Here is a 22,114-nt window from a genome sequence, read left to right as displayed (position 1 = left end):
ATGAGGAAACGCGTCATCGCCGCGGCAGCGCTTGCGGCCACGATCTCGCTCGTGGCAGCAGGCTGCAGCAGCAGCGGTTCGACATCGTCGGCCAGCGGGTCGACTATCACCTACTGGGCAAGCAACCAGGGGACCAGCCTCGACAACGACAAGCAGGTACTCACCCCGGTGCTGAATGATTTCACCAAGAAGACCGGCGTGAAGGTCAAGCTCGAGGTCATCGGCTGGAACGACCTGCAGACGCGCATCCAGACCGCAGTCACCTCCGGACAGGGGCCCGACGTTCTCAACATCGGAAACACCTGGGCCGCTTCCCTGCAGGCGACCGGGGCCTTCCTGCCGTTCGGGGACAGCGAGATGAAGGCGATCGGAGGCAGCGACAAGTTCGTGAAGACCGCCCTCGACACCGGCGGCGCGGCGGGCAAGACGCCGACCAGCGTCCCGCTGTACGGCCTCGCCTACGGCCTGTACTACAACAAGAAGATGCTCTCCGACGCCGGCGTCAAGCCGCCGACCACCTGGGAGGAGCTGGTCACCGACGCCAAGAAGCTGACGACCAGCACGCAGTTCGGGTTCGCTCTCGCAGCGGGCAGCTACACCGAGAACGCACACTTCGCGTTCATCAACTCGGCGCAGAACGGCGGCGAGTGGTTCGACAGCAAGGGCAACCCCACGTTCACGTCCACCGCGAACGTCGACGGCATCAAGCGCTACCTCGACCTGATGCAGACCGACAAGGTCGTCAACACCTCCAACGCGCAGTACGACAACGGCGTCCAGGCGGTCAACGACTTCGCCACCGGCAAGGTCGCGATGATCCTCAACCAGAACAACGCCGACAGCTCGATCGCCGCGAATGGGATGAAGTCCGACCAGTACGGCGTTGTGCCCTTCCCGTCGCCCGATGGCGGCAAGCCCGTGGCCAGCCACGTCGCGGGCATCAACCTGTCGATCTTCAAGAACACCAAGAACAAGGACGCCGCTCTCGAATTCGTCAAGTACATGACGAGCGAGTCGACGCAGACGACACTCGGTAAGCCCTACTCGAGCCTGCCGGTGCTGAAGGGCGCCAAAGCCGTGTTCACGGACAACCCGGACGAGGCCGCGACGTTCACGAAGATCTACAACGAGATGTCCAAGCCTCTGCCGCTGGTGCCGGCCGAGGACCAGTTCGAGAACACCGTGGGCAAGGCGATGAACGACATGTTCGCCAAGATCGCCACCGGTGGCACGGTCTCCGACTCCGACATCAAGTCGGCGCTGCAGGCCGCGCAGGACCAGGTCAAGCAGTCGATCGGCGGCTGACGCTCTGACCGACACGCTCGCCGGGCGGGAGCCCATCCCGCCCGGCGAGCACGGACCACCTGAAGGAGACCCATGTCAACGACGACAGACGTCCGCGGACCGGCGGCCGCGCAGAAACCGGCTCCGGCTCCGCCCGCACCGAAACGGAAGCGCCCCAAGGGGTGGTGGCTCCCGTTCCTCCTGCTCGCACCCGCGATCGTGTTCGAGCTTTTCATCCACGTCGTCCCGATGCTCACGGGCATCTGGATCAGCTTCCTGCAGCTCACCAAGTTCTTCATCGCGAACTGGAGCGAGGCGCCGTTCGTCGGCCTGAAGAACTATCAGGTCGCACTCGATTTCAACGGCTCGGTGGGCGCCGGCCTCCTGCATTCGTTCTTCGTGACGGTCGGCTTCACCATCCTGGTGGTCGGGCTCTCCTGGGTGCTCGGGATGGCCGCGGCGGTCGCGCTGCAGGGCCGCTTCCGGGGCCGCGCGCTCTTCCGCACCCTGTTCCTCGTGCCCTACGCGCTGCCGCTCTATGCCGGCATCATCACGTGGAAGTTCATGTTCCAGAAGGACACGGGCGCGATCAACCACTTCCTCTACGACAACCTGGGGATCTCCGGCGACAAGCCGTTCTGGCTGATCGGCGGCAACGCGTTCTGGGCGATCGTCATCGTCGCCATCTGGAGGCTGTGGCCGTTCGCCTTCCTCATGCTGATGGCGGGTCTCCAGTCCGTCCCGTCCGAGGTGTACGAGGCGTCGGCCGTCGACGGGGCCAAGCCGTTCCGGCAGTGGCACGCGATCACCCTGCCGATGCTGCGCCCGGTGAACTCGGTGCTGCTGCTCGTGATGTTCCTGTGGACGTTCAACGACTTCAACACGCCGTACGTGCTCTTCGGGAGCACGGCACAGCCGGCGGCTGGCGACCTCATCTCGTTCCACATCTACAACGCGTCGTTCCTGACCTGGAACTTCGGCTCCGGAGCTGCCATGAGCGTGCTCCTGCTGCTGTTCCTGCTGCTGGTCACCGGCGTCTACCTGATCTTCGTCAACCGGAGGAACCGCAATGCGTGAGACCCGATCTTCACACGTCTTCCGCTGGGTCGTCGTCGCATTTCTGACGATCTTCACCGTCGTTCCGCTCTACGTGATGGTGACGTCGTCGATCAAGCCGCTGTCGGAGGTGCAGGGCGCGTTCTCCTGGTGGCCGCAGACGATCACCTTCCAGCCCTTCATCGACATGTGGTCGACCGTCCCGCTGGCGTCGTACTTCGTCAACAGCCTCATCGTGTCGAGCGCGGCGACGCTCATCAGCCTGGTGATTGCGGTCTTCGCGGCGTACGCCGTGTCGCGCTACCGCTTCAAGGGCCGCAATGTGTTCACGACGACCGTGCTCTCCACGCAGATGTTCCCCGGCGTCCTCTTCCTGCTGCCGCTCTTCCTGATCTTCGTGAACCTCAACCAGGCGACCGGCATTCAGCTCGTCGGCACCAGATGGGGCCTCATCATCACGTACTTCACGTTCGTGCTGCCGTTCTCGATCTGGATGCTCGCCGGCTACTTCGACGGCATCCCGCGCGAGCTGGACGAGGCCGCGAAGGTCGACGGCTCCGGGCCGATGGGCGCGCTCTGGCATGTCGTGCTGCCCGCGGCCCGACCGGGTCTGATCGCCGTCGCGATCTACTCCTTCATGACCAGTTGGGGCGAGGTGCTCTTCGCATCCGTGATGACGACGGACGCGAACCGGACGCTCGCGGTCGGTCTGCAGCTCTATTCGACGCAGACCAACGTCTACTGGAACCAGATCATGGCGGCCTCCCTCGTGGTGTCGGTTCCGATCGTGGTCGCGTTCCTGCTGCTGCAGCGCAACTTCGTCGCCGGCCTGACCGCCGGGGCGGTCAAGTGACATCGCGGAACCCGGAAGGAAGCATGGATCGTCCATCCCCTGTGCTCGCAGTCGGCGACGCACCCGTGGTCTGGCTCGGAGCGAACTTCTGGTCGCGCACCGGAGGCCCGCTCATGTGGAAGCGCTACGACCCCGCGGTCATCCGCGAAGAACTGCGCGTCCTCGCCGACCACGGCCTGAACATGACCCGCTCGTTTTTCTACTGGCCCGACTTCCACCCCACGCCGGACACGCTCGACGAGCAGTGCCTGGCCAATTTCGCCGACTTCCTCGACGCGCACTCCGAGACGGGGATGACGACCGTGCCGACCTTCCTGGTCGGGCACATGTCGGGCGAGAACTGGGACCCGTCCTGGCGGGAGGGCCGCGACCTCTACAGCGACGTCTGGTTCGTCGGTCGCCAGGCCTGGTACGTGCGGGAGCTCACCGCGCGGTTCGCCGCGCATCCCGCGGTCGCCGGGTGGCTCCTGACGAACGAGATGCCGATCTACGGCGGTGAGGCGCCGCGCCCGATCGTCGACGCCTGGGCGTCGCTGCTGGTCGACGCCGTGCGGGCGGGCGGCGGCACTCAGCCGGTCTCGGTCGGCGACGGCGCGTGGGGCATCGAGACCACCGGTCACGACAACGGCTTCTCGGTGCGCGACCTCGCGCGGCACACCGACTTCGTGGGCCCGCACGTCTACCGCATGGAGACCGACCAGACCCGGCAGCACCTGAAGGCGGCGTACATCGCCGAGCTGGCGGGAGTCGGCGGCCTCCCGGTGGTCATGGAGGAGTTCGGTCTGACCAGCGACTTCGTCTCCGACGAGGGCGCCGCGTCGTACTACCGGCAGCTGCTCTACACGACCCTGCTCGCGGGCGCGACCGGATGGATCGCCTGGAACAACACCGACTACGACGACCTGGCCGATCAGCGCCCGTACTCGCATCACCCGTTCGAGATGCACTTCGGCATCACCGATCGCACCGGCGCCCCCAAGCCGCCGCTGCGCGAGCTCGCCCGATTCGCCGCCGACCTCGCCGCGATCGACCTCCCGAATGTGGAGCGCACTCCGGTTGACGCCGCCATCGTGGTGCCGTCGCATCTGGAGGCCGACTATCCGTTCACGCAGGAGGACGAGCGCGCCCACATCGTGGTCACCGGCGAGCAGTCGTATCTCGCCGCGCACGAGGCGCACATCCCGGTCGCGGTGGTCCGCGAGCGGGAGGACGGCGGGGTCCCGGCGGGGTACGGCCTCTACCTGCTGCCGTCGGTCAAGCAGCTCTGCGCGACCTCCTGGCTGCAGCTGGAGGAGCTCGCCCGGGGCGGTGCGACGGTGTACGCGTCGTACTCCCACGGCGACAGCGCTGTACAGCGCGGACCGTGGTGGACCAACACCGAGGCGCTCTTCGGCGTCCGGATGGCCAGTTCCTACGGCCTGGCGGAGCCGGTCGCCGAGGAGGTCGCCACCCTGCGCTTCGTGCACGACTTCGCCGGTCTGACGGCCGGCACGACGCTGTCGTTCCCGGCGGCGGGGAACGAGAACGGCCGGACCTTCCTTCCGGTACGGGCGACCTCCGGCACCGTCGTGGCCGTGGACGCCCACGGCCGCCCCGCGATCGTCGTGAAGGAGCACGGGGCGGGACGGGCCGTGCTGTGCACCTACCCGATCGAGTTCTTCGCGTCCGCTCGGGCGCGCGTGAACCCGGAGGACACCTGGAAGCTGTACACGGCTCTGGCCGATCTGGCCGACGTGGAGCGCGACGTGCGCCTCGACGACCCTCGCGTGTTCGCGGACACCCTGGTGCACGACGACGGCCGCCGGTTCGTGGTGTTCGTCTCGCAGCACGCGTCACCGATCACGGTGCGACCGCAGGTCGCCGGGGAGTTGCGCACGCTGAAGGGCGAGCCCGCGCCGCAACTCACGCTCGACCCCTACGGCGTCGCCGTCCGCGAGCTCGTCCTCGACTGATCCGTCGAGGGGCACGCAAACGCCCCTAAAACTCGCGGTTAGGGGCATTTGGGTGCCCCTCGATGACCCGTCAGGAGGCTGCGGGCGCGTGGCGCTCGAGGAAGTCGTAGACCTCGGTCGAGTCCACGCCGGGGAACGTCCCGGTGGGCAGCGCCGCGAGCAGTGAGGTGGGCGTCCGCGCGGCAGGCCACGCCATACCCTCCCAACGCTCCGCCAGGGCGCCAGAGGGGCGGCGGCAGCACGACTCGTCCGGGCAGCGCGACACGGCGCGGTGCGTCGTCTCGCGCCCTCGGAACCACTTGACGTGGGCGAACGGCACGCCGACGCTCACCGAGTAGTCACCCTCCTTCGCCTTCTCGATGCGGGAGGTGCACCAGAACGTTCCGCGCGGGGTGTCCGTGTACTGGTAGTAGGGGCTGAACCGGTCGGCGACGTCGAAGACCGTCCGCGCGGTCCAGCTGCGGCAGACCGGCGTACCCTCGATGGCGCCCAGCGCGTCGGACGGGAACGCGACGGAGTCGTTCTCGTAGGCCTTGATGATCGTGCCCGACTCGTGCACCTTCATGAAGTGCACCGGGATGCCGAGCCGCGCGGTCACGAGGTTGGTGAACCGGTGGCAGGCCGTCTCGTACGACACCGCGAAGGCGTCGCGGAGGTCCTCCATCGAGATGCGCCGGAAGTTCTTGGCCTCGGTCAGGAACGCCACCGCGTCCTTCTCGGGCAGGAGCAGGGCCGCGGTCAGATAGTTGGTCTCCACCCGCTGTCGCAGAAACTCGGCGTAATTTCGCGGCTCGTCGTGCCCCAGCAGCTGGGAGGCGAACGCCTGCAGGATCGGGGAGCGGGAGTCGCGGGAGGCCGACTGCTCGGTCGGCAGGTAGATGCGGCCGTTGCGCTTGTCGGTCACCGACCGGGTGGAGTGCGGCAGGTCGCCGACGTAGTGCAGCGAGAACCCGAGGTGGTCGGCCATGTCGGCGACGGTCTGGTGCGAGACCGGGCCGCCGGTGTGCCCGACGGCGCCGAGCAGGTCGGCCGCGATGGCCTCCAGGTCGGCGAAGTAGTTGTCGCGCGCCCGCATCGTCGCCCGCAGCTCCGCATTGGCGCGGCGCGCCTCCTCCGGGGTCGCGGCCCGCTCGCGGTGCAGCCTCCCGACCTCCTGGTGGAGGGCGAGGATCGCCCGCAGCGTCGGATCGGGAACCGACTTCGACACCCGCACCGGATCGATGCCGAGCGCGGCGAACACCGGGCCGCGCTGGGCGCGCTCGACGGCGATCTCGAGGGCCGCGCGCTCGTCGGGCGCGTCAGGGGCGAGGAGGTCGTCCACGCTGACACCCAGCGCTGCGGCGATGGCGCGCAGCTGAGCGAGTCGCGGCTCGCGGTTGCCGTTCTCGATCGCCGAGACTTGCGAGGGGGCGCGGTCGATCGCCGCGGCCAGGGCCTCCAGGGTCATCGCCTTCTCGAGCCGGTAGGCGCGCACGCGGCGGCCGAGAGTGAGTGCGTCGGTCACGGTCGCCTCGTCGTCGACCGTGACAGCGGTGTCGGTCATGCAGGCCATCGTGACACTCGACCGGAGTTCTGGCAAACAGAAGAACTCGGGAATTTCTGCAGACGGATCTGGTCCGCCGGTGGAGCGGGGCAGGCACGATCGTGTCATCCGATCCGACCGATGGAGGTTCCCATGAACACCGATGAGCTGTCTGGAACGGCGGGGCGTCCTGGAACGGCAGGGCATCCCGGCGACACCACGCAGACCGCTGCCGAACTCCGGCTCGAGTGGGATGCCGACCCGCGCTGGTCCGGCATCCGCCGCGATTACACCGCCGAAGACGTCGTGGCGCTCCGCGGCCCTGTCCGCGAGGAGCAGACGCTCGCCCGGCGCGGCGCCGAGCGGCTGTGGGAGCTCATCCAGCGCGACGGCACCGGAGCCGACGCGACGTGGGTGGCTGCGCTCGGCGCCCTCACCGGCAACCAGGCGGTGCAGCAAGTGCGGGCCGGCCTCGAGGCCATCTACCTCTCCGGCTGGCAGGTCGCCGCCGACGCGAACCTGTCGGGCCAGACCTACCCCGACCAGAGCCTGTACCCGGCGAACTCGGTCCCGGCCGTGGTGCGCCGCATCAACAACGCGCTGCTGCGCGCCGGCCAGGTCGAGGGCGCTGACGGCCCCGTCGCCGACTGGATGGCGCCGATCGTCGCCGACGCCGAGGCCGGGTTCGGAGGCCCGCTCAACGCCTACGAGCTGATGCACGGGATGATCCAGGCGGGAGCCGCGGGCGTCCACTGGGAGGACCAGCTGGCGAGCGAGAAGAAGTGCGGTCACATGGGCGGCAAGGTGCTCATTCCGACCGGTCAGCACATCCGCACGCTGAACGCCGCCCGGCTCGCAGCCGATGTGGCCGACGTGCCGACCATCGTCATCGCCCGCACCGACTCGCTCGCGGCGACGCTGCTCACGAGCGACCACGACGAGCGCGACCGCCCGTTCCTCACCCGCGCCCGCACCGCGGAAGGCTTCTACGAGGTGCGGAACGGCATCGAGCCTGTCATCGCGCGCGGCCTCGCCTACGCGCCGTACGCCGACCTCCTGTGGGTGGAGTCGGCCGAACCCGACCTGGAGCTCGCTCGCCGGTTCGCCGAGGCCGTGCACGCCGAGTACCCCGGCAAGAAGCTGGCCTACAACTGCTCGCCGTCGTTCAACTGGCGCCAGCACCTCGACGACGAGACGATCGCCCGCTTCCAGCGCGAGCTCGCCGCGATGGGCTACGCGTTCCAGTTCATCACCCTCGCGGGCTTCCACGCCCTCAACCACTCCATGTTCACGCTCGCCAAGGACTACGCCGACCGGCAGATGAGCGCGTACGTGGACCTCCAGGAGGCCGAATTCGCCTCCGAGAGCTCCGGTTACACCGCAACCCGCCACCAGCGGGAGGTCGGCACCGGCTACTTCGACCGCATCCAGGCCGCGCTCAACCCCGACAGCGCAACTCTCGCCCTGGTCGGTTCCACCGAACAGCGCCAGTTCTGATCCGCGCCCGCCGCGGACCGAGAGACAAGGACACGACCATGATCGAGATCACCGGGCCCCGCGTCGACGGGGCAGACGACATCCTGACCCCGGAGGCCCTCGCCTTCGTCGACCACCTGCACCAGGCGTTCGCCGCCCACCGCCAGGAGCTCCTGCTGGAGCGCCACCGACGCCGGTCGGAGGCCGGCAACGGCCGCGACCCGAAGTTCCTCAGTACGACCGACGCCGTCCGCGAGGACCCGACCTGGCGGGTCGCCGGCGCGGGACCCGGCCTGGAGGACCGACGCGTGGAGATCACGGGCCCGACCGACCCGAAGATGGCGATCAACGCCCTCAACTCGGGTGCGCGGGTCTGGCTCGCCGACCTGGAAGACGCCACGAGCCCGACCTGGGAGAACATCGTCGGCGGTCAGCGCGCCTTGCACGACGCCGTCCGCGGTCGTCTCGCCTTCACCAGTGCGGAGGGGAAGGACTACCGTGTCACCACGCCGCACCAGCACACGCCCACGATCGTGATGCGCCCGCGGGGCTGGCATCTGGTCGAGAAGCATCTCGCCGTCACCGACCGGGCCGGCCGCACCGCGCCGGCGAGCGCCTCCCTCACGGACTTCGGGCTGTACTTCTGGCACAACGCGGCGGAGCTGGTCGCGTCGGGCCGCGGTCCGTACTTCTACCTCCCGAAGCTGGAGTCGCACCTGGAGGCGCGGCTGTGGAACGACATCTTCGTCTTCGCCCAGCAGCGCATCGGGATGCCGGTCGGCACGGTGCGGGCCACGGTCCTCATCGAGACCATCCCGGCCGCGTTCGAGATGGAGGAGATCCTCTACGAGCTGCGCGACCACTGCGCGGGCCTGAACGCCGGGCGCTGGGACTACATCTTCTCGATCATCAAGACCTTCCTCGGCCGCGGGCGGCGCTTCGCGTTCGGCGACCGCCGCGGGATCACGATGACCGTCCCGTTCATGCGCGCCTACACCGAGCTGCTGGTGGCGACGTGCCACAAGCGCGGCGCGCACGCGATCGGCGGGATGAGCGCTTTCATCCCCGACCGGCGCGACGCGGAGGCCACCGAGCGCGCCCTCGCGCAGGTCGCCGACGACAAGCGCCGGGAGGCAGGCGACGGCTTCGACGGCACCTGGGTCGCGCATCCCGACCTCATCCCGACGGCGCTCGCCGAGTTCGACGCCGTTCTCGGCGACCGCCCGAACCAGCTCGCACGGCTGCGCGGAGACGTGCAGGTCACCGCGGACGACCTCCTGGACATCGGCTCGGCGGGCGGCACGGTGACCGACGCCGGAGTCCAGTCGAACGTCTCGGTCGCCGTGCGGTACATCGAGGCCTGGCTGCGCGGCACGGGGGCTGTCGCGATCGACGGGCTCATGGAGGACGCCGCGACCGCCGAGATCTCCCGCTCGCTGCTGCGCCAGTGGATCGAGAACCGCGTCGTCACCGACGAGGGGACGAAGGTCGACCGGGAGCTCGTCGCCGGGGTCGTGGAAGCGGAGCGCAGCCGCCTCGCGGCCGCGGCGCGCGCCGCCGGAGTGGACGACCGCTTCGACGACGCCGCCGAGTTGCTGTGCGAGGTGTCGCTCGCGGAGGATTTCCCGACGTTCCTGACGATCCCGGCGTACACCTGGTTCCTCGTGGACGAGCCGCAGGCCGAGGAGCCCCGGGCGGACGAAGACTGCGAGCTGGCGCCGGCCGTCTGAACCGGGCGCGGCGGACGCCGACGGCTGTGGTTGCCGTCACCGGGGGTGGTGCTTGAGATACCTCTCGAGCACCACCCCCTGATTCAGTTCGGGGTCGCGCGCCCCGACCAGCAGCGTGACCATCGGATGCGTCCGAGCGAGCTCCCTCAGCTGTTCGACGGGGCCCGGGTTCGCATCGAGCTCCGCCTCGTAGCGTGCCGTGAACTCGTCGAACAGAGGAGCCTCGTGGTGGAACCAGCGCCGCAGCTCCGTCGACGGAGCGAGGTCCTTGAGCCACAGGTCGACCTTCGCCTTCTCTTTCGTGAGCCCGCGCGGCCAGAGCCGGTCGACGAGCACGCGGAAGCCGTCTTCGACGGCGGGCTCGTCATAGACGCGTTTGACGACGAACACCGTGTGCGCCTCCTAGAGCATCGTGAGGGTCGGCTCCTCGTGCGTGGCCACGGGGAAATGGGCGAGGAACACGACGCCGTCCGGGCCTGCGTCGAACCGGGAGATCCTGGTGCCTTCCTCTTCGTAGAAGGTGTCGCCGACCTCGAGCGTGCGCTCGGCGCCTCCCTCGATCTGGTAGATCGCCGAGCCGCGTTCGATCGAGCCGACGACCGGGCCGTTGTGGAGGTGCAGGCCGCCCGCCACATTCGGCTGCATCGTGATGCGGCGGGTCTGGATGCGACCCACCGGGCGCGGATTGGCGAGCATCACGTCCTGCACGATGCTGCGTTCGATCGGCTGGGGGTCCACCGGCTGGACCTCTTCGGTGCCGCTCACAGTGGCGCCAGTAGCGCGCTGCGAAGGCTGTCGCTGAGTCCCGGAGGCACTTCGACCGAGACGCCGAGAGCCTGGATGGCGCGGCTGAAGTAATTGCGGGCGGCGGCCGCGAGCGTGATGTCGACGATCTCGCGATCGGTGAACCCGAGCTCCCGCAGCCGAAGCGAGTCGGCTTCCGTCATGGAGGCGGCGTCGGTGCTGATGCGCTCGGCGTACTCCATCATCGCGACCTCCGCGTCGCTGAGGCCGGCGTTGCGGTAGTCGCGCGCGACTGCCTCCACGGTGTCGACGTCCATGACGGCGAGCGTTTTGCGGCCGTGCGCGAGCCGGCAGTGCTGGGAGTGCGTGCCCTCGGCGGCAGCCAGGGTCACGAGCTCATAGCGGCGAACGCCGAGCTGCGACACGATGGCACGGATCAACTGCTCCCACGCCTGGTAGGCCTCCGGATTGGCGGCCATCACGCGCGTGTATTCGGCCACGTAGCCGAGGTCGCGCTCGTCTTTCGCATAGATCTCCGCAACGGCTCCGGTCGCCTCACCGGGGTCGACGGTCTGGATGATGGCCATCGGTTGCCTCCTCGCATCGTGCGCGACTCATCGTGCCACCGCGCGGCGGCGAGTGCCAGAGGGCTCGGCGTCCGGAATGCCGTCGCGGTGCCGTCGGGCTCCGTTGGTGATCCCCTTTTGTTCGGTGTCAGTGCGCGAACGCCACGTCCGACGGCGCGTCGGCCGGCTTCGAGATGAAGAACGAACCGACGACCCCGAAGAGCGAGATGATGGCCGCCGCGAGGAATGCCATGCGGATGCCGCCCGCGGTCGCGGCATCGAGCGTCGCGCCGCCTGCTGCGAGAGCAGCCGCCTGCGCCGAGAGCACCGCCACGAGGAGGGCGGTTCCCGCGGCCCCACCGACCTGCTGGATCGTGCCGAGGATGGCGCTGCCGTGCGAGTACAGGTGCGGCGGCACCGCGCCGAGCCCAGCGGTGAACAGCGGCGTGAACATGAGCGCGAGCCCGAGGCACATCGTGATGTGGGCGATGAGCACCAGGTAGCCCGGAGTCGTCTCGGTCACCATCGTGAGCGACCACATCACGAGGCTGACCAGAATGGCGCCGGGCACGACGAGCACGCGCGGACCGTATCGGTCGTAGAGCCGCCCGACGAACGGCGCGGCGAGGCCCATCACCAGACCACCCGGCAGCAGCAAGAGGCCCGTGCCGAGCACATCCAGGTGCAGCACGTGCTGCAAGTACAGCGGCAGGACGATGATCACCCCGAACAGGGAGGCCGTCGTGGTCGCCATCAGCACGATCGCGACCGTGAAGATCGGGCTGCGGAAGGTGCGCAGGTCGAGCAGGGCGCGGTCTCTGCGCTGCAGGAGGAGCTGCCGCGTGATGAACGCCGCCAGCGAGACGACGCCCACGGCGAGCGATCCCCAGAGCAGGAGCTCGTTGCCGGCGGCGGCCGCTCCGGACTCGCCGCTCACTGTCAGCCCGTAGACCAGGCCGCCGAAGCCGAAGGCCGCGAGGATCACCGAGAGCACGTCGATGCGGCTCTTCTGGGCCTCGGTCACGTTCTCGACGAAGCGGATGCCGATGAGCAGCATCACCAGCGCGATAGGGAGGACGATCAGGAAGATCCAGCGCCAGGCCAGGAAGTTGAGGACGATGCCGGAGATGGTCGGGCCGACCGCCGGGGCGACCGAGATCACGATCGAGACGTTGCCCATGGTGCGACCGCGGAGCGCGGGTGGCACGAGGGTCATCAGTGTGGTCATCAGCAGCGGCAGCATGATCGCGGTCCCACACGCCTGGATGACGCGGGCGGCGACGAGCACCCCGAACCCGGGGGCGAGCGCGGCCACGAGCGTACCGAGCGAGAACAGCGACATGGCGGCGACGAAGACCTGCCGTGTCGTGAAGCGCTGCAGCAGGAAGCCGGTCATCGGGATGACGACCGCCATCGTGAGCATGAACGCCGTGGAGAGCCATTGCGCGGCGAGCGCGTCGACGTGGAGGTCGTCCATGAGCCGCGGGATGGCGACGCTCATGATCGTCTCGTTGAGGATCACGACGAACGTTGCGGCCAGCAGCAGCCAGATCACGCGCTGGTCGCGCGGTGCGATGCGCGGCCGTGCGGAACCGGAGCCCGGCTCGGTGTCGTCCTCCCGGGACTGATCGAGTGCGTCGGAAACGGGCGCAGGTGAGGTCTTCTCAGTCACTCGCCCAACACTAGCCAGTGCCTCCGACATCGTGGGTTTCGTGCAGGTGAACAGGGCATCGGTTCACTGTCCGCGGAATGCGGACGCGGACCCTCCTGTGGCCAGCGCGGCCACGGAGCGATAAGATTGCAAGCAATGTTACGTCTTTGATCTGCCAATACAAGTCGGTTAGTCTCGTCCCAGCGCGGGCGCCTCCGGCGATCGGCGCGGCCCTCTTGCACTCCAGCGACGGCAGTTAGGACTCCGATGACGTCGAGCCCACCCACTTCGCCATCCTCGGTTCATCGCGGCGACCCGCTCGTGGTCCTCGAGCGGGTCGACAAGTACTACGGCGACCAGCATGTGCTGCAGGCCATCGATCTCAGAGTGGACCGAGGTGAGGTCGTCATCGTCATCGGTCCGAGTGGTTCGGGCAAGTCGACGCTCTGCCGCGCCATCAATCGACTCGAAACGATCGACGGAGGCCAGATCACGATCGATGGCATTCCGTTGCCCGCAGAGGGCCGCGCCCTTGCAGAGCTTCGGTCCGATGCCGGAATGGTGTTCCAGTCGTTCAACCTGTTCGCCCACAAGACCATCCTCCAGAATGTCACGCTCGCGCCGCGGAAGGTGCGGCGGCTGCCGAAGGCGGTGGCCGAGGAACGGGCCCTTCAGCTTCTCGACCGCGTCGGAGTCGCGAGCCAGGCCCACAAATACCCCGCTCAACTCTCCGGCGGCCAGCAGCAGCGCGTGGCGATCGCCCGCGCCCTGGCCATGGAGCCGAAGCTCATGCTCTTCGATGAGCCCACCTCCGCGCTCGACCCCGAGATGATCACCGAGGTTCTGGATGTCATGGTCGGACTGGCCCGCGACGGCATGACGATGATCGTGGTCACGCACGAGATGGGATTCGCCCGACGGGCAGCGGACCACGTGGTCTTCATGGCCGACGGGAAGATCGTCGAGCAAGCGCCTCCCGGCGAGTTCTTCGACGCGCCCAAGACCGATCGCGCGCGCGAGTTCCTCTCCAACCTCCTCACTCACTGACGATCCCGAAAGACGATCCCGGAAAGACCACGATGAAGAAACGCCACCTCCTCGCTCCGACCCTTGTCGCACTCGCGGCCCTGTCCCTCAGCGCGTGCTCCGCCGACACGACAGGGGAGGCGTCGAGCGAGTCCGGGCTGACGTACACCGTCGTGAAGAACGTCGACCTCGTCGGCAGCCCCACCTACGACGCGGCGAAGAAGGCCGGCACCGTGAGGATCGGCGTGAAAGAGGATCAGCCCGGGCTCGGCTACCTCGACGCCGCCACGGGGAAACGGAGCGGGTTCGACATCGAAGTCGCGCGCTGGATCGCCGCATCGCTCGGATTCGATGACAGCCAGGTCCAGTACAGGGCGATCCCCAGTGCCAACCGTGAGGCGGCGATCGTCAACGACGACATCGACTTCTACGTCGGGACCTACTCGATCACCGACAAGCGCAAAGAGCAGATCGGCTTCGCCGGACCGTACCTCGTCACCGGTCAGGGACTGCTGGTCGTGAAGGGTGAGAAAGGCATCTCGAGCGAGGCCGACCTGGCAGGCAAGACCGTTTGCTCGGCGACCGGTTCCACGCCCGTCCAGAACATCAAGCAGAACTTCCCCGACACCCGCACGACGGAGTTCGACACGTATTCTCAGTGCGTCACCGCGATGCTCGACGGCAAGGCGGACGCCGTGACCACCGATCAGGCCATCCTGATCGGATACGCCGCGCAACGCCCCGACGAGCTCGCAGTCGTCGGCGAGCCGTTCAGCGTCGAGAAGTACGGCATCGGAGTCGCGAAAGAGGACGCGGCTCTGCGGCACTTCATCAACGCGACCCTGACGGACGGCGGTGCGCAGTGGAAGGCGATCTATGAAGCGACGCTCGGCAAGTCGGGCACGACGATCAGCCAGCCTCCGGTCGACGACTACAGCTGACCGGCGACGACGACCATGGACGTGCTTCTCGGCAACAGCGACGTCTTCCTGAACGGATTCGGGACAACGGTTCTGCTGTTCCTGTGCGCAACGCTGGTGTCGATCGCGGTCGGGCTGTCGCTTGGCGCGATGCGTGTCTCACCTATCGGTGTCCTCCGCGCGACGAGCGTCGCGTATGTAACGCTCGTGCGCAACACCCCGCTCACCCTGTTGATGTTCTTTTTCGTCTTCGGATACCCGAAGCTCGGGCTGCCCGACCTGGACTACTTCTCGCTCGCGGTCGTCGCGCTCGGTCTCTACACGGCGAGCTATGTGGCCGAAGTCGTTCGCGCGGGTGTGAACACCGTCCCCGCCGGTCAGGCCGAGGCCGCGCGTGCGCTCGGGCTCAGCTTCGGCCAGTCGATGTCGAGCGTCATCCTGCCGCAGGCACTGCGCGCCGTGTCGCCTCCGATAGTCTCCGTTCTGATCGCATTGCTGAAGAACACCACGATCGCCGCGGGGTTCTCCGTGGCCGAAGCCGGTGCGATCCGCGCCACGCTCTCCGAACGGGGTGAGCCCGCGCTGCCCGTCATGCTCTGGGTGGCCTGCGGGTTCGTCGTGCTCGTGATGCTGTTGTCGCTCCTTCAGCGAACGGCCGAGCGCAACTGGAGCATCGCACGATGAGCGCGGTCCTGTTCGATGCGCCCGGTCCGCGCGCGCGCCGACGCAACACGCTGCTCGGCGTGGTCGCCGCGGTGCTCGTCGTGGGTGTGCTCGCCTTCATCGTGTGGCGATTCGCCGTGACAGGCCAGTTCTCGTCCGACAAGTGGCGGGTGTTCGGATTCCCTCTCGTGCAGAGGAGCATCCTGCAGGCGCTGGGTTCTACCCTTCTCGCCTTCGCCTACGGCGCGGTCCTGTCGCTGGCGCTCGGACTTCTGCTCGCGATCGGGCGGTTATCCGCCCGATCGTGGCTGCGGGTGACGTGCACGGTCGTCGTCGAGCTGTTCCGCGCGGTGCCTCTTCTCATCCTGATGATGATCGTCTACTACGGGCTTCCTCCGTTGGGCGTCACCTTCATCACACCGCTGATCGCCGTCGTCACCGGACTGACGCTCTACAACGGCGCGGTGCTCGCCGAGGTCTTCCGCACCGGCGTGCAGTCAGTGCCGCGTGGTCAACGTGAGGCCGCGGAGGCGCTCGGCATGCGGCGGGGCCACGTCCTCTGGCAGATCCTCCTGCCGCAGGCCACACGAGCGATGCTCCCGGTGATTCTCGCCCAGTTCGTGGTCATCCTGAAAGACACGGCGCTCGGATTCATCGTGACCTATCAGGAGCTGCTCTACTACGCGAAGTATCTCGGCTCGAACTTCCAGTACGGCGCCCCCTTGATCCCGGCGACCATCGTCGTCGGCACTGTCTACATCGGGCTCTGCCTGGTGCTGTCCGGCGCGTCGAAACTCGTCGAGCGTCGGCTGAAGGGAACGAGGCGCACTCGGCCCGGCACCCGAGTCGCGGTGTCATCGCAGCACGATGACGCTGATCGGGAGGACGCGGCCCGCTGAGCGCTCAGCTGCCCAGCGCGGAGACCTCCCGCACGGCGTCGGCGACAGCGGGGGCGACCGCGAGGAGGTCGGCCTCCGTGACGTCGGCGCCCCACGAGAACCGCACGGCCGTCCGGGCCACATCCTCGTCGTAGCCGAGGGCGAGGAGCACGTGCGAGGCGTCCTCACTGCCTGCAGCGCAGGCGGAGCCGCTCGAGGAGACGATGCCGCGACGCTCCAGCTCCAGCAGCACGGTCTCGCCATTCGTGCCGGGGAAGACGAAGGACGCCGTACCGGGCAGCCGCTGCGACGGATGCCCCGTCAGCTGCGCGCCGGGAGTCCCCGCGACCACGGCGGAGACGAACGCGTCGCGCGCCGCCGCGGCGCGAGCGGAGTTGGCCACCCTGTCGCGCATCGCCAGGCGCGCAGCGGTCGCCAGCGCTACGGCGCCGGCCACGTTCTCGGTGCCGGAGCGGCGGCCGCGCTCCTGCCCGCCCCCGTGCACCACGGGCTCAAGGGGGAGGCGGCCGCGCACGAAGAGCGCTCCGATGCCTTTGGGAGCGCCGATCTTGTGGCCGGAGACGCTGAGCGCATCGACGCCGAGGTCGCGCACGTCGAGCGCGAGCCAGCCCGCTGCCTGCACAGCGTCGGTGTGGAAGGGGACGCCGTGCTCGTGCGCCAGCGCCGCCAGCTCCGGCACGGGCTGAAGGGTGCCGACCTCGTTGTTCGCGAGCATCACGCTCGCCACGGTGGTGTCCTGTCGCAGCGCCGCAGCGAAGTCGGCGGGCGAGACCCGTCCGTCACGCTCGACCGGCATGACGGTGACGTCGAATCCGTGGAGGCGCACCAGATAGTCGACGGAGGCGAGCACCGCCTCGTGCTCGATGGGCGTGGTCACGATGTGCCGTCCGCGCGGGGCGCCGAGGGCGATTCCCTTGATCGCGAGGTTGTCGGCTTCCGTTCCTCCGGAGGTGAAGACGACCTCCGACGCCCGGCAGCCCAGCCACGCGGCGACCGTCGCCCGAGCGTCCGCCAGTGCGCGCGCTGCCGACTCGCCGACCGAGTGGCGGCTCGACGGGTTGCCGAAGTCGCCGGTCAGGTACGGCCACATCGCCTCCAGCACCTCCCGGCGCACCGCGGAGGTCGCGGCCGCGTCGAGGTAGAGGCCGTTCACGGCGCGTCGACCGCCACGTCGAGCCCGAGGTCGAGCGAGCGGACGCTGTGCGTGAGCGCTCCCGAGGAGATGACGTCCACGCCGGTGTCGGCGATCTCGCGCACGGTGGCGAGGCTGACGTTGCCGCTGGCCTCCACGATGGCCCGGCCGCCGACGATCGCCACGCCCTCCCGCAGCTCGTCGAGCGTGAAGTTGTCGAGCATGATCGTGTCGACCCCGGCGGCCAGCACGGGCTCGATCTGGTCGATGCGGTCGACCTCGACCTCCAGGTGCGTGGTGTGCGACATCCGGGCACGCACCTCCCTCAGCGCGTCGGTGACCGAGAGTCCGGTCTGCGCGGTGAGCACGGCGAGGTGGTTGTCCTTGGCCATCACGGCGTCCGACAGCGAGTAGCGGTGGTTGTGACCGCCGCCGCTGCGGACCGCGTGGCGTTCGAACGCGCGCAGGCCCGGCGTGGTCTTTCGGGTGTCGACGATGCGGGCGGAGGTGTGCGCCACCTCGCGCACGAAGGCGGTGGTGAGGGTCGCGATGCCGCTCATCCGCTGCACGAAGTTGAGCGCGACGCGCTCGCCCTGGAGGACCGAGCGCGCGGGCCCGGTGACGGTCGCGAGCGTGTCTCCGGTGTCGAACGCGTCCCCGTCGCTCACCGCGAGGTCGACCCGGATCGCCGGGTCGGTGAGTGTCATCGCGGCGGCGAAGACGGCGCCTCCCGAGAACGTCCCCGGCTCCCGCGCCGAGAGCCGTGCCGTCGCATATGCCGTTTCCGGAATGAGCAGCTCGCTAGTCAGGTCGCCCCAGGGTGCGTCCTCGGCCAGGGCGGCTCCGACGACGTCGTGGATGATCTGGCGGGTCAGCATGGAACGGTCACCTCGGTCGGTACGGGCAGCGGTGCGAGCACCGTGTGATGCGGTGCCGCGTCTGCCGGGAGCGGGAAGTCGGAACGGAAGTGGGCGCCGCGCGACTCCTCGCGCGAGAGTGCGGCGGCGACCACGAGTCGCCCGAGCTGGAGCAGGTTGGCGTCCTCTCCCGGTTCGGGGAGGCGCATCGCCGCGAGTGCGCGCGCGGCGCGTTCCAGCCCGGCGCGGTCGCGATGGAGGCCGGCGCCGGCCCACAGCACCTCCTGGAGGCGGGCACGATCGAACTGCCGATCAGGCTCGGATGCCTCCGGAGGCATGGACTCGGCGGCGACGGTCGGTCGCTCGGTCCAGACCGGTGCGTCCGCCCACGGAGCGTCGATCGCGCCGGCGGCGCGGTGTGCGAAGACCAGGCCCTCCAACAGCGAGTTGGAGGCCAGCCGGTTCGCCCCGTGCGCTCCCGTGCACGCGACTTCGCCGACCGCGAAGAGGCCGGGGACGCTCGTGCGCCCATGCGTGTCGGTCGCGACGCCGCCCATGGCGTAGTGCGCGGCCGGCGTCACCGGCACCGGGCTGCGGGACCAGTCGATGCCCGCGGCGCGGCAGGCCGCGTCGATGGTCGGGAAGCGCCGGGCGAGGAAGGCCGCACCGAGCGCCGTCGCGTCGAGCACGACGGGGAGGCCGTCCTGCGCTGCCATCTCGACGGCGATCGCCCGGGCGACGACGTCGCGCGGGGCCAGCTCGGCGTCCTGGTGCGCATCGAGCATGAACCGCTCGCCGCGCGCGTTGCGCAGCACGGCCCCCTCGCCGCGGACCGCCTCTGACACCAGGAACGTGCGCGAGCCTCCGTCGCCGGAGGGAAGCCGCAGTGCCGTGGGGTGGAACTGCGTGAACTCGAGGTCGGCGAGCAGCGCCCCCGCTCGCCACGCCGCGGCCACCCCGTCGCCCGTCGCGATGGCGGGGTTGGTCGTGTGCGCGTACAGCTGTCCCCAGCCGCCGGTGGCGAGGATCACCGCGTCTGCGTCGAGCACGGTCTCCGTGCCGTCGGGGAACCGCAGCGCGACCCCGGAGGTCGCGCCGTCCGACACGAGCACGTCGCGGAGGAAGGCGCCCGTCACCACGCGGATGCCCGCGCGGCGGACGGCGGCGTCGAGCGCGCGCTCGATCTCCGCGCCCGTCGCGTCGCCCCCCGCGTGAAGCACGCGTGCGCTCGAGTGCGCTGCCTCCAGACCACGGGCGAGTTCCCGGCCGTGCCGGTCGTCCCGGTCGAACGCGACACCGAGCGCGATCAGCTCGCGCACGCGCCGCGGGCCGTCGCCGCAGAGCGCCTCCACGGCGGCGAGGTCATTCAGTCCTGCACCGGCGCGCAGGGTGTCCGCGACGTGGGCGGCGACGCTGTCGTCGGAGAACACCGCCGCGGCGATGCCGCCCTGCGCGTACCGGGTGCTGCCGTCGGCGATCGTGCCCTTGGTGACGACCGTCACCTCGTGCCGCTCGGCCGCCCGCAGCGCGGCGACGAGACCGGCGATGCCGCTGCCGACCACGACCACGCGGGCCATGTCAGGCCGCCATCGTGGTGTCCGGCCGCGCCGCGAGCATGCGCTCGAGCGCGACCCGGGCGGGAACGGCGACATCGTCGGAAACGCGCACCTGGTTGAGCACCTCGCCGCGCACCAGGCCCTCCAGTACCCAGGCCAGGTAGCCGGGGTGGATGCGGTACATCGTCGAGCACGGGCAGACCACCGAGTCGAGGCAGAAGATCGTGTGCTGCGGGTACTCGGCCGCGAGGCGCTGCACCAGGTTGATCTCGGTGCCGATGGCGAACGTCGAGCCGGCGGACGCCGCCTGGATCGCCTTCACGATGTAGTCCGTCGAGCCGTACTCGTCGGCCGCGTCGACCACGTCCATCGGGCACTCGGGGTGCACGATCACGCGCACGCCGGGGAACTCGGCGCGGGCGTGCTCGATCTGGCCGACCGTGAAGCGCTTGTGCACCGAGCAGAAGCCGTGCCACAGGATGACCTGCGCCTCCTCGAGCGTCGCCGCGTCGTTGCCGCCGAGCGGCTTGCGCGGGTTCCAGAGCGGCATCCGCTCCAGCGGCACGCCCATCGCCTTGGCCGTGTTGCGGCCGAGGTGCTGGTCGGGGAAGAACAGCACGCGCTGCCCGCGCTGGTAGGCCCACTCGAGCACGGTGGCCGCGTTGGACGAGGTGCACACGATGCCGCCGTGCTCGCCGCAGAACGCCTTGAGCGCTGCCGACGAGTTCATGTAGGTGACCGGGATGACGGGCACCCGGCCGTCGACGTCCGGCTCGGTGCCGTACAGCTCTTCGAGCGCCTCCCAGCAGTCTTGCACCGAGTCGAGATCGGCCATGTCGGCCATCGAGCAGCCGGCAGCCAGGTTCGGGAGGATGACGTTCTGCTCCGCGCGCGAGACGATGTCGGCGGTCTCGGCCATGAAGTGGACCCCGCAGAAGACGATCGTCTCGGCCTCCGGACGGGCCTTGGCCGCGTTGGCGAGTTGGAAGGAGTCGCCGACGAAGTCGGCGTACTGCACGACCTCGTCGCGCTGGTAGAAGTGGCCCATGACCGCGACGCGGTCGCCGAGTGTCGCCTTCGCCACGCGGATCCGCTCGGCGAGCTCCTGCTTGGAGGCAGTGCGGTACTCGTCCGGCAGTTCGCCCTGACGCGGAGCGTGCGCCGGGATGGGGTCGGCCAGCGAGGCGCCGGGGCCGTACGACGGCGGCGCGGAGTCGAACAGCCACGGCCCGTCGGCGAGCTCCGGGGCGCACGTCGCGCCGTCGAGGCTGCCGCTCGCGATGAGCTGAATAGTGGTGTCGACCGATGCGATGGTCATGACTGCTGCTCGCTTTCCGGGGTGGGACGTGGTTCGGAGGCCTGACGGTGTTCGTGGGACGGGCGTGATCCGTACGGAGGCTGCTGACGGGGGAGCGGCCCCGCGTCGGCGAGGTCGATCGAGTCGTTGTAGCGGTAGAGCCGGGGAGGCCGGTGACGGGTCCCCATGAGGTAGTCGCCGGTCGGGACGATGGCTCCGGAGGCCTCGATCGTGCGACGGAAGTTGGCCGGGTCGAGGGGCCGACCGAGCACGGCCTCGTGCACCTCGCGCAGCTGTGAGAGTGTGAAGCGCTCGCCGAGGAAGGCGTGGGCGATGCGGGAGTACTCCATCTTGGTCCGCAGCCGCCAGAGCGCGTACTCGACGATGACGTTGTGGTCGAACGCCAGCTGCGGGAGGTCGTCGGCGGCGAACCAGCCGACGTTCTCGCCTGCGGTCGCCTGCTCGGTCTCGGCGCTGCCGACCAGAGCCCAGTAGACGATGGACACGACGCGGTCGTCGCCGGGGGAGCGCACGGCGTCGCCGAAGGTGTAGAGCTGCTCCAGGTAGCGCGGGGTGAGCCCTGTCGTGTCCCCCAGCGTGCGTGCGGCTGCGTAGGCGAGGTCCTCGCCGACCCTGAGCGGGCCTCCCGGGAGCGCCCAGCGCCCGTCGTACGGGGCACGGATGCGCCGGACGAGCGGCAGCCACACCTGGGGCTGGCCTCCCGTCTGCTCGTCGGAGCGAAGCGCGAAGATGACCGTCGACACGGCGAGCATCGCGCTCGCGTGTTCGTGTGCGGCCATTTCGGGCCTCCCGTCCGACTAAAGGTCTCCATGACCCTAAGTTGTCGGCCATCTTAGTGTCATTCTGACCAGAACGCCAAACCGAGGTCGGTCTTTCTAAGAGGTCGCGCCGGTAGGTGATGGTGTGGCG

At 69.1% G+C, this 22,114-nt stretch carries 20 protein-coding genes; 10 read left to right on the top strand and 10 right to left on the bottom strand.

What is annotated here, in order from left to right; genetic code table 11:
• The 4 genes from ACPPVW_RS00805 (at position 1) to ACPPVW_RS00790 (ending at position 5,145) form a co-directional block, all read left to right on the top strand.
• Positions 1–1,305 (top strand): ABC transporter substrate-binding protein, encoded by a 1,305-nt coding sequence (locus tag ACPPVW_RS00805; protein ID WP_426624672.1) that lies wholly within the window; start codon positions 1–3, stop codon positions 1,303–1,305.
• A 72-nt stretch (positions 1,306–1,377) separates the two neighbouring features.
• Entirely contained in the window at positions 1,378–2,361 is a 984-nt protein-coding gene (locus ACPPVW_RS00800; RefSeq protein ID WP_426624671.1) for a carbohydrate ABC transporter permease, read from the top strand.
• Positions 2,354–3,193 (top strand): carbohydrate ABC transporter permease, encoded by an 840-nt coding sequence (locus ACPPVW_RS00795; RefSeq protein WP_426624670.1) that lies wholly within the window; start codon positions 2,354–2,356, stop codon positions 3,191–3,193. The genes ACPPVW_RS00800 and ACPPVW_RS00795 overlap by 8 nt, the downstream gene beginning before the upstream one ends.
• A 23-nt stretch (positions 3,194–3,216) precedes the next feature.
• Positions 3,217–5,145, top strand: a complete 1,929-nt coding sequence (locus tag ACPPVW_RS00790; RefSeq protein ID WP_426624669.1) for a cellulase family glycosylhydrolase — start codon at positions 3,217–3,219, stop codon at positions 5,143–5,145.
• A gap of 70 nt (positions 5,146–5,215) precedes the next feature.
• Here ACPPVW_RS00790 and ACPPVW_RS00785 read toward each other — a convergent pair whose 3' ends face one another.
• Positions 5,216–6,688, bottom strand: coding sequence for a helix-turn-helix domain-containing protein (locus ACPPVW_RS00785; RefSeq protein ID WP_426624668.1), 1,473 nt, complete (start codon positions 6,686–6,688; stop codon positions 5,216–5,218).
• Positions 6,689–6,820: 132 nt separating this feature from the next.
• Here ACPPVW_RS00785 and aceA point away from each other — a divergent pair, with 132 nt between their 5' ends.
• Both aceA and aceB read left to right on the top strand, forming a co-directional pair.
• Positions 6,821–8,164 (top strand): isocitrate lyase, encoded by a 1,344-nt coding sequence (gene aceA, locus ACPPVW_RS00780; protein ID WP_426624667.1) that lies wholly within the window; start codon positions 6,821–6,823, stop codon positions 8,162–8,164.
• Positions 8,165–8,202: 38 nt separating this feature from the next.
• A complete protein-coding gene (gene aceB, locus ACPPVW_RS00775; protein ID WP_426624666.1) occupies positions 8,203–9,873 on the top strand; it encodes a malate synthase A in 1,671 nt (556 codons plus the stop codon).
• A gap of 36 nt (positions 9,874–9,909) precedes the next feature.
• Here the strand turns inward: aceB and ACPPVW_RS00770 are convergent, their stop codons facing one another.
• The 4 genes from ACPPVW_RS00770 to ACPPVW_RS00755 all read right to left on the bottom strand — a co-directional run bounded on the left by ACPPVW_RS00770 (position 9,910) and on the right by ACPPVW_RS00755 (position 12,885).
• Positions 9,910–10,263 carry a DUF488 domain-containing protein gene (locus ACPPVW_RS00770; RefSeq protein ID WP_426624665.1) on the bottom strand — a complete coding sequence of 118 codons (354 nt, stop codon included), beginning with the start codon at positions 10,261–10,263 and terminating at the stop codon, positions 9,910–9,912.
• Between the two features lie 12 nt (positions 10,264–10,275).
• Entirely contained in the window at positions 10,276–10,638 is a 363-nt protein-coding gene (locus ACPPVW_RS00765; protein ID WP_426624664.1) for a hypothetical protein, read from the bottom strand.
• Positions 10,635–11,204, bottom strand: coding sequence for a peroxidase-related enzyme (locus tag ACPPVW_RS00760; protein ID WP_426624663.1), 570 nt, complete (start codon positions 11,202–11,204; stop codon positions 10,635–10,637). Before ACPPVW_RS00760 ends, ACPPVW_RS00765 begins: the two co-directional genes overlap by 4 nt.
• Before the next feature lie 127 nt (positions 11,205–11,331).
• On the bottom strand, positions 11,332–12,885 hold the full coding sequence (locus tag ACPPVW_RS00755) for an MDR family MFS transporter (protein WP_426624662.1): 1,554 nt from the start codon (positions 12,883–12,885) through the stop codon (positions 11,332–11,334).
• A 216-nt stretch (positions 12,886–13,101) separates the two neighbouring features.
• Here ACPPVW_RS00755 and ACPPVW_RS00750 point away from each other — a divergent pair, with 216 nt between their 5' ends.
• From ACPPVW_RS00750 to ACPPVW_RS00735, 4 genes are read left to right on the top strand one after another with little or no spacing between them, the layout of a single operon-like run.
• On the top strand, positions 13,102–13,881 hold the full coding sequence (locus ACPPVW_RS00750; protein WP_426624661.1) for an amino acid ABC transporter ATP-binding protein: 780 nt from the start codon (positions 13,102–13,104) through the stop codon (positions 13,879–13,881).
• Between the two features lie 32 nt (positions 13,882–13,913).
• Positions 13,914–14,801, top strand: a complete 888-nt coding sequence (locus tag ACPPVW_RS00745; protein WP_426624660.1) for a glutamate ABC transporter substrate-binding protein — start codon at positions 13,914–13,916, stop codon at positions 14,799–14,801.
• 15 nt (positions 14,802–14,816) lie between these two features.
• Positions 14,817–15,464, top strand: coding sequence for an amino acid ABC transporter permease (locus ACPPVW_RS00740; protein ID WP_426624659.1), 648 nt, complete (start codon positions 14,817–14,819; stop codon positions 15,462–15,464).
• A complete protein-coding gene (locus ACPPVW_RS00735) occupies positions 15,461–16,342 on the top strand; it encodes an amino acid ABC transporter permease (RefSeq protein ID WP_426624658.1) in 882 nt (293 codons plus the stop codon). Before ACPPVW_RS00740 ends, ACPPVW_RS00735 begins: the two co-directional genes overlap by 4 nt.
• A 4-nt stretch (positions 16,343–16,346) precedes the next feature.
• Here the strand turns inward: ACPPVW_RS00735 and ACPPVW_RS00730 are convergent, their stop codons facing one another.
• The 5 genes from ACPPVW_RS00730 to ACPPVW_RS00710 are packed head-to-tail and all read right to left on the bottom strand — an operon-like array spanning position 16,347 to position 21,984.
• Positions 16,347–17,495 carry a cysteine desulfurase family protein gene (locus tag ACPPVW_RS00730; RefSeq protein WP_426624657.1) on the bottom strand — a complete coding sequence of 383 codons (1,149 nt, stop codon included), beginning with the start codon at positions 17,493–17,495 and terminating at the stop codon, positions 16,347–16,349.
• On the bottom strand, positions 17,492–18,352 hold the full coding sequence (gene nadC / locus ACPPVW_RS00725) for a carboxylating nicotinate-nucleotide diphosphorylase (protein WP_426624656.1): 861 nt from the start codon (positions 18,350–18,352) through the stop codon (positions 17,492–17,494). Before nadC ends, ACPPVW_RS00730 begins: the two co-directional genes overlap by 4 nt.
• Entirely contained in the window at positions 18,346–19,908 is a 1,563-nt protein-coding gene (nadB, locus tag ACPPVW_RS00720) for an L-aspartate oxidase (protein ID WP_426624655.1), read from the bottom strand. Before nadB ends, nadC begins: the two co-directional genes overlap by 7 nt.
• 1 nt (position 19,909) lies before the next feature.
• Entirely contained in the window at positions 19,910–21,205 is a 1,296-nt protein-coding gene (gene nadA / locus ACPPVW_RS00715) for a quinolinate synthase NadA (protein ID WP_426624654.1), read from the bottom strand.
• The gene (locus tag ACPPVW_RS00710; protein WP_426624653.1) at positions 21,202–21,984 is read right to left on the bottom strand and encodes an NUDIX hydrolase; all 783 of its coding nucleotides are present in this window, start codon (positions 21,982–21,984) and stop codon (positions 21,202–21,204) included. Before ACPPVW_RS00710 ends, nadA begins: the two co-directional genes overlap by 4 nt.
• Between the last annotated feature and the right edge of the window lie 130 nt (positions 21,985–22,114).

Origin of the sequence: Leifsonia sp. McL0607 (assembly GCF_049993355.1) — a bacterium.
GTDB lineage: Bacteria > Actinomycetota > Actinomycetes > Actinomycetales > Microbacteriaceae > Leifsonia.
The sequence above is the reverse complement of the archived record's forward strand: the minus strand, read 5'-3'. Positions and strand labels throughout refer to the sequence as shown.

Bases quoted from the DNA above. Each gene is read 5' to 3' on its own strand.
- ACPPVW_RS00805 (WP_426624672.1), top strand. From the start codon at position 1: ATGAGGAAACGCGTCATCGCCGCGGCAGCGCTTGCGGCCACGATCTCG.
- ACPPVW_RS00800 (WP_426624671.1), top strand. From the start codon at position 1,378: ATGTCAACGACGACAGACGTCCGCGGACCGGCGGCCGCGCAGAAACCG.
- ACPPVW_RS00795 (WP_426624670.1), top strand. From the start codon at position 2,354: ATGCGTGAGACCCGATCTTCACACGTCTTCCGCTGGGTCGTCGTCGCA.
- ACPPVW_RS00790 (WP_426624669.1), top strand. From the start codon at position 3,217: ATGGATCGTCCATCCCCTGTGCTCGCAGTCGGCGACGCACCCGTGGTC.
- ACPPVW_RS00785 (WP_426624668.1), bottom strand. From the start codon at position 6,688: ATGACCGACACCGCTGTCACGGTCGACGACGAGGCGACCGTGACCGAC.
- aceA (WP_426624667.1), top strand. From the start codon at position 6,821: ATGAACACCGATGAGCTGTCTGGAACGGCGGGGCGTCCTGGAACGGCA.
- aceB (WP_426624666.1), top strand. From the start codon at position 8,203: ATGATCGAGATCACCGGGCCCCGCGTCGACGGGGCAGACGACATCCTG.
- ACPPVW_RS00760 (WP_426624663.1), bottom strand. From the start codon at position 11,204: ATGGCCATCATCCAGACCGTCGACCCCGGTGAGGCGACCGGAGCCGTT.
- ACPPVW_RS00755 (WP_426624662.1), bottom strand. From the start codon at position 12,885: ATGTCGGAGGCACTGGCTAGTGTTGGGCGAGTGACTGAGAAGACCTCA.
- ACPPVW_RS00750 (WP_426624661.1), top strand. From the start codon at position 13,102: ATGACGTCGAGCCCACCCACTTCGCCATCCTCGGTTCATCGCGGCGAC.
- ACPPVW_RS00745 (WP_426624660.1), top strand. From the start codon at position 13,914: ATGAAGAAACGCCACCTCCTCGCTCCGACCCTTGTCGCACTCGCGGCC.
- ACPPVW_RS00740 (WP_426624659.1), top strand. From the start codon at position 14,817: ATGGACGTGCTTCTCGGCAACAGCGACGTCTTCCTGAACGGATTCGGG.
- ACPPVW_RS00735 (WP_426624658.1), top strand. From the start codon at position 15,461: ATGAGCGCGGTCCTGTTCGATGCGCCCGGTCCGCGCGCGCGCCGACGC.
- nadC (WP_426624656.1), bottom strand. From the start codon at position 18,352: ATGCTGACCCGCCAGATCATCCACGACGTCGTCGGAGCCGCCCTGGCC.
- nadB (WP_426624655.1), bottom strand. From the start codon at position 19,908: ATGGCCCGCGTGGTCGTGGTCGGCAGCGGCATCGCCGGTCTCGTCGCC.
- nadA (WP_426624654.1), bottom strand. From the start codon at position 21,205: ATGACCATCGCATCGGTCGACACCACTATTCAGCTCATCGCGAGCGGC.
- ACPPVW_RS00710 (WP_426624653.1), bottom strand. From the start codon at position 21,984: ATGGCCGCACACGAACACGCGAGCGCGATGCTCGCCGTGTCGACGGTC.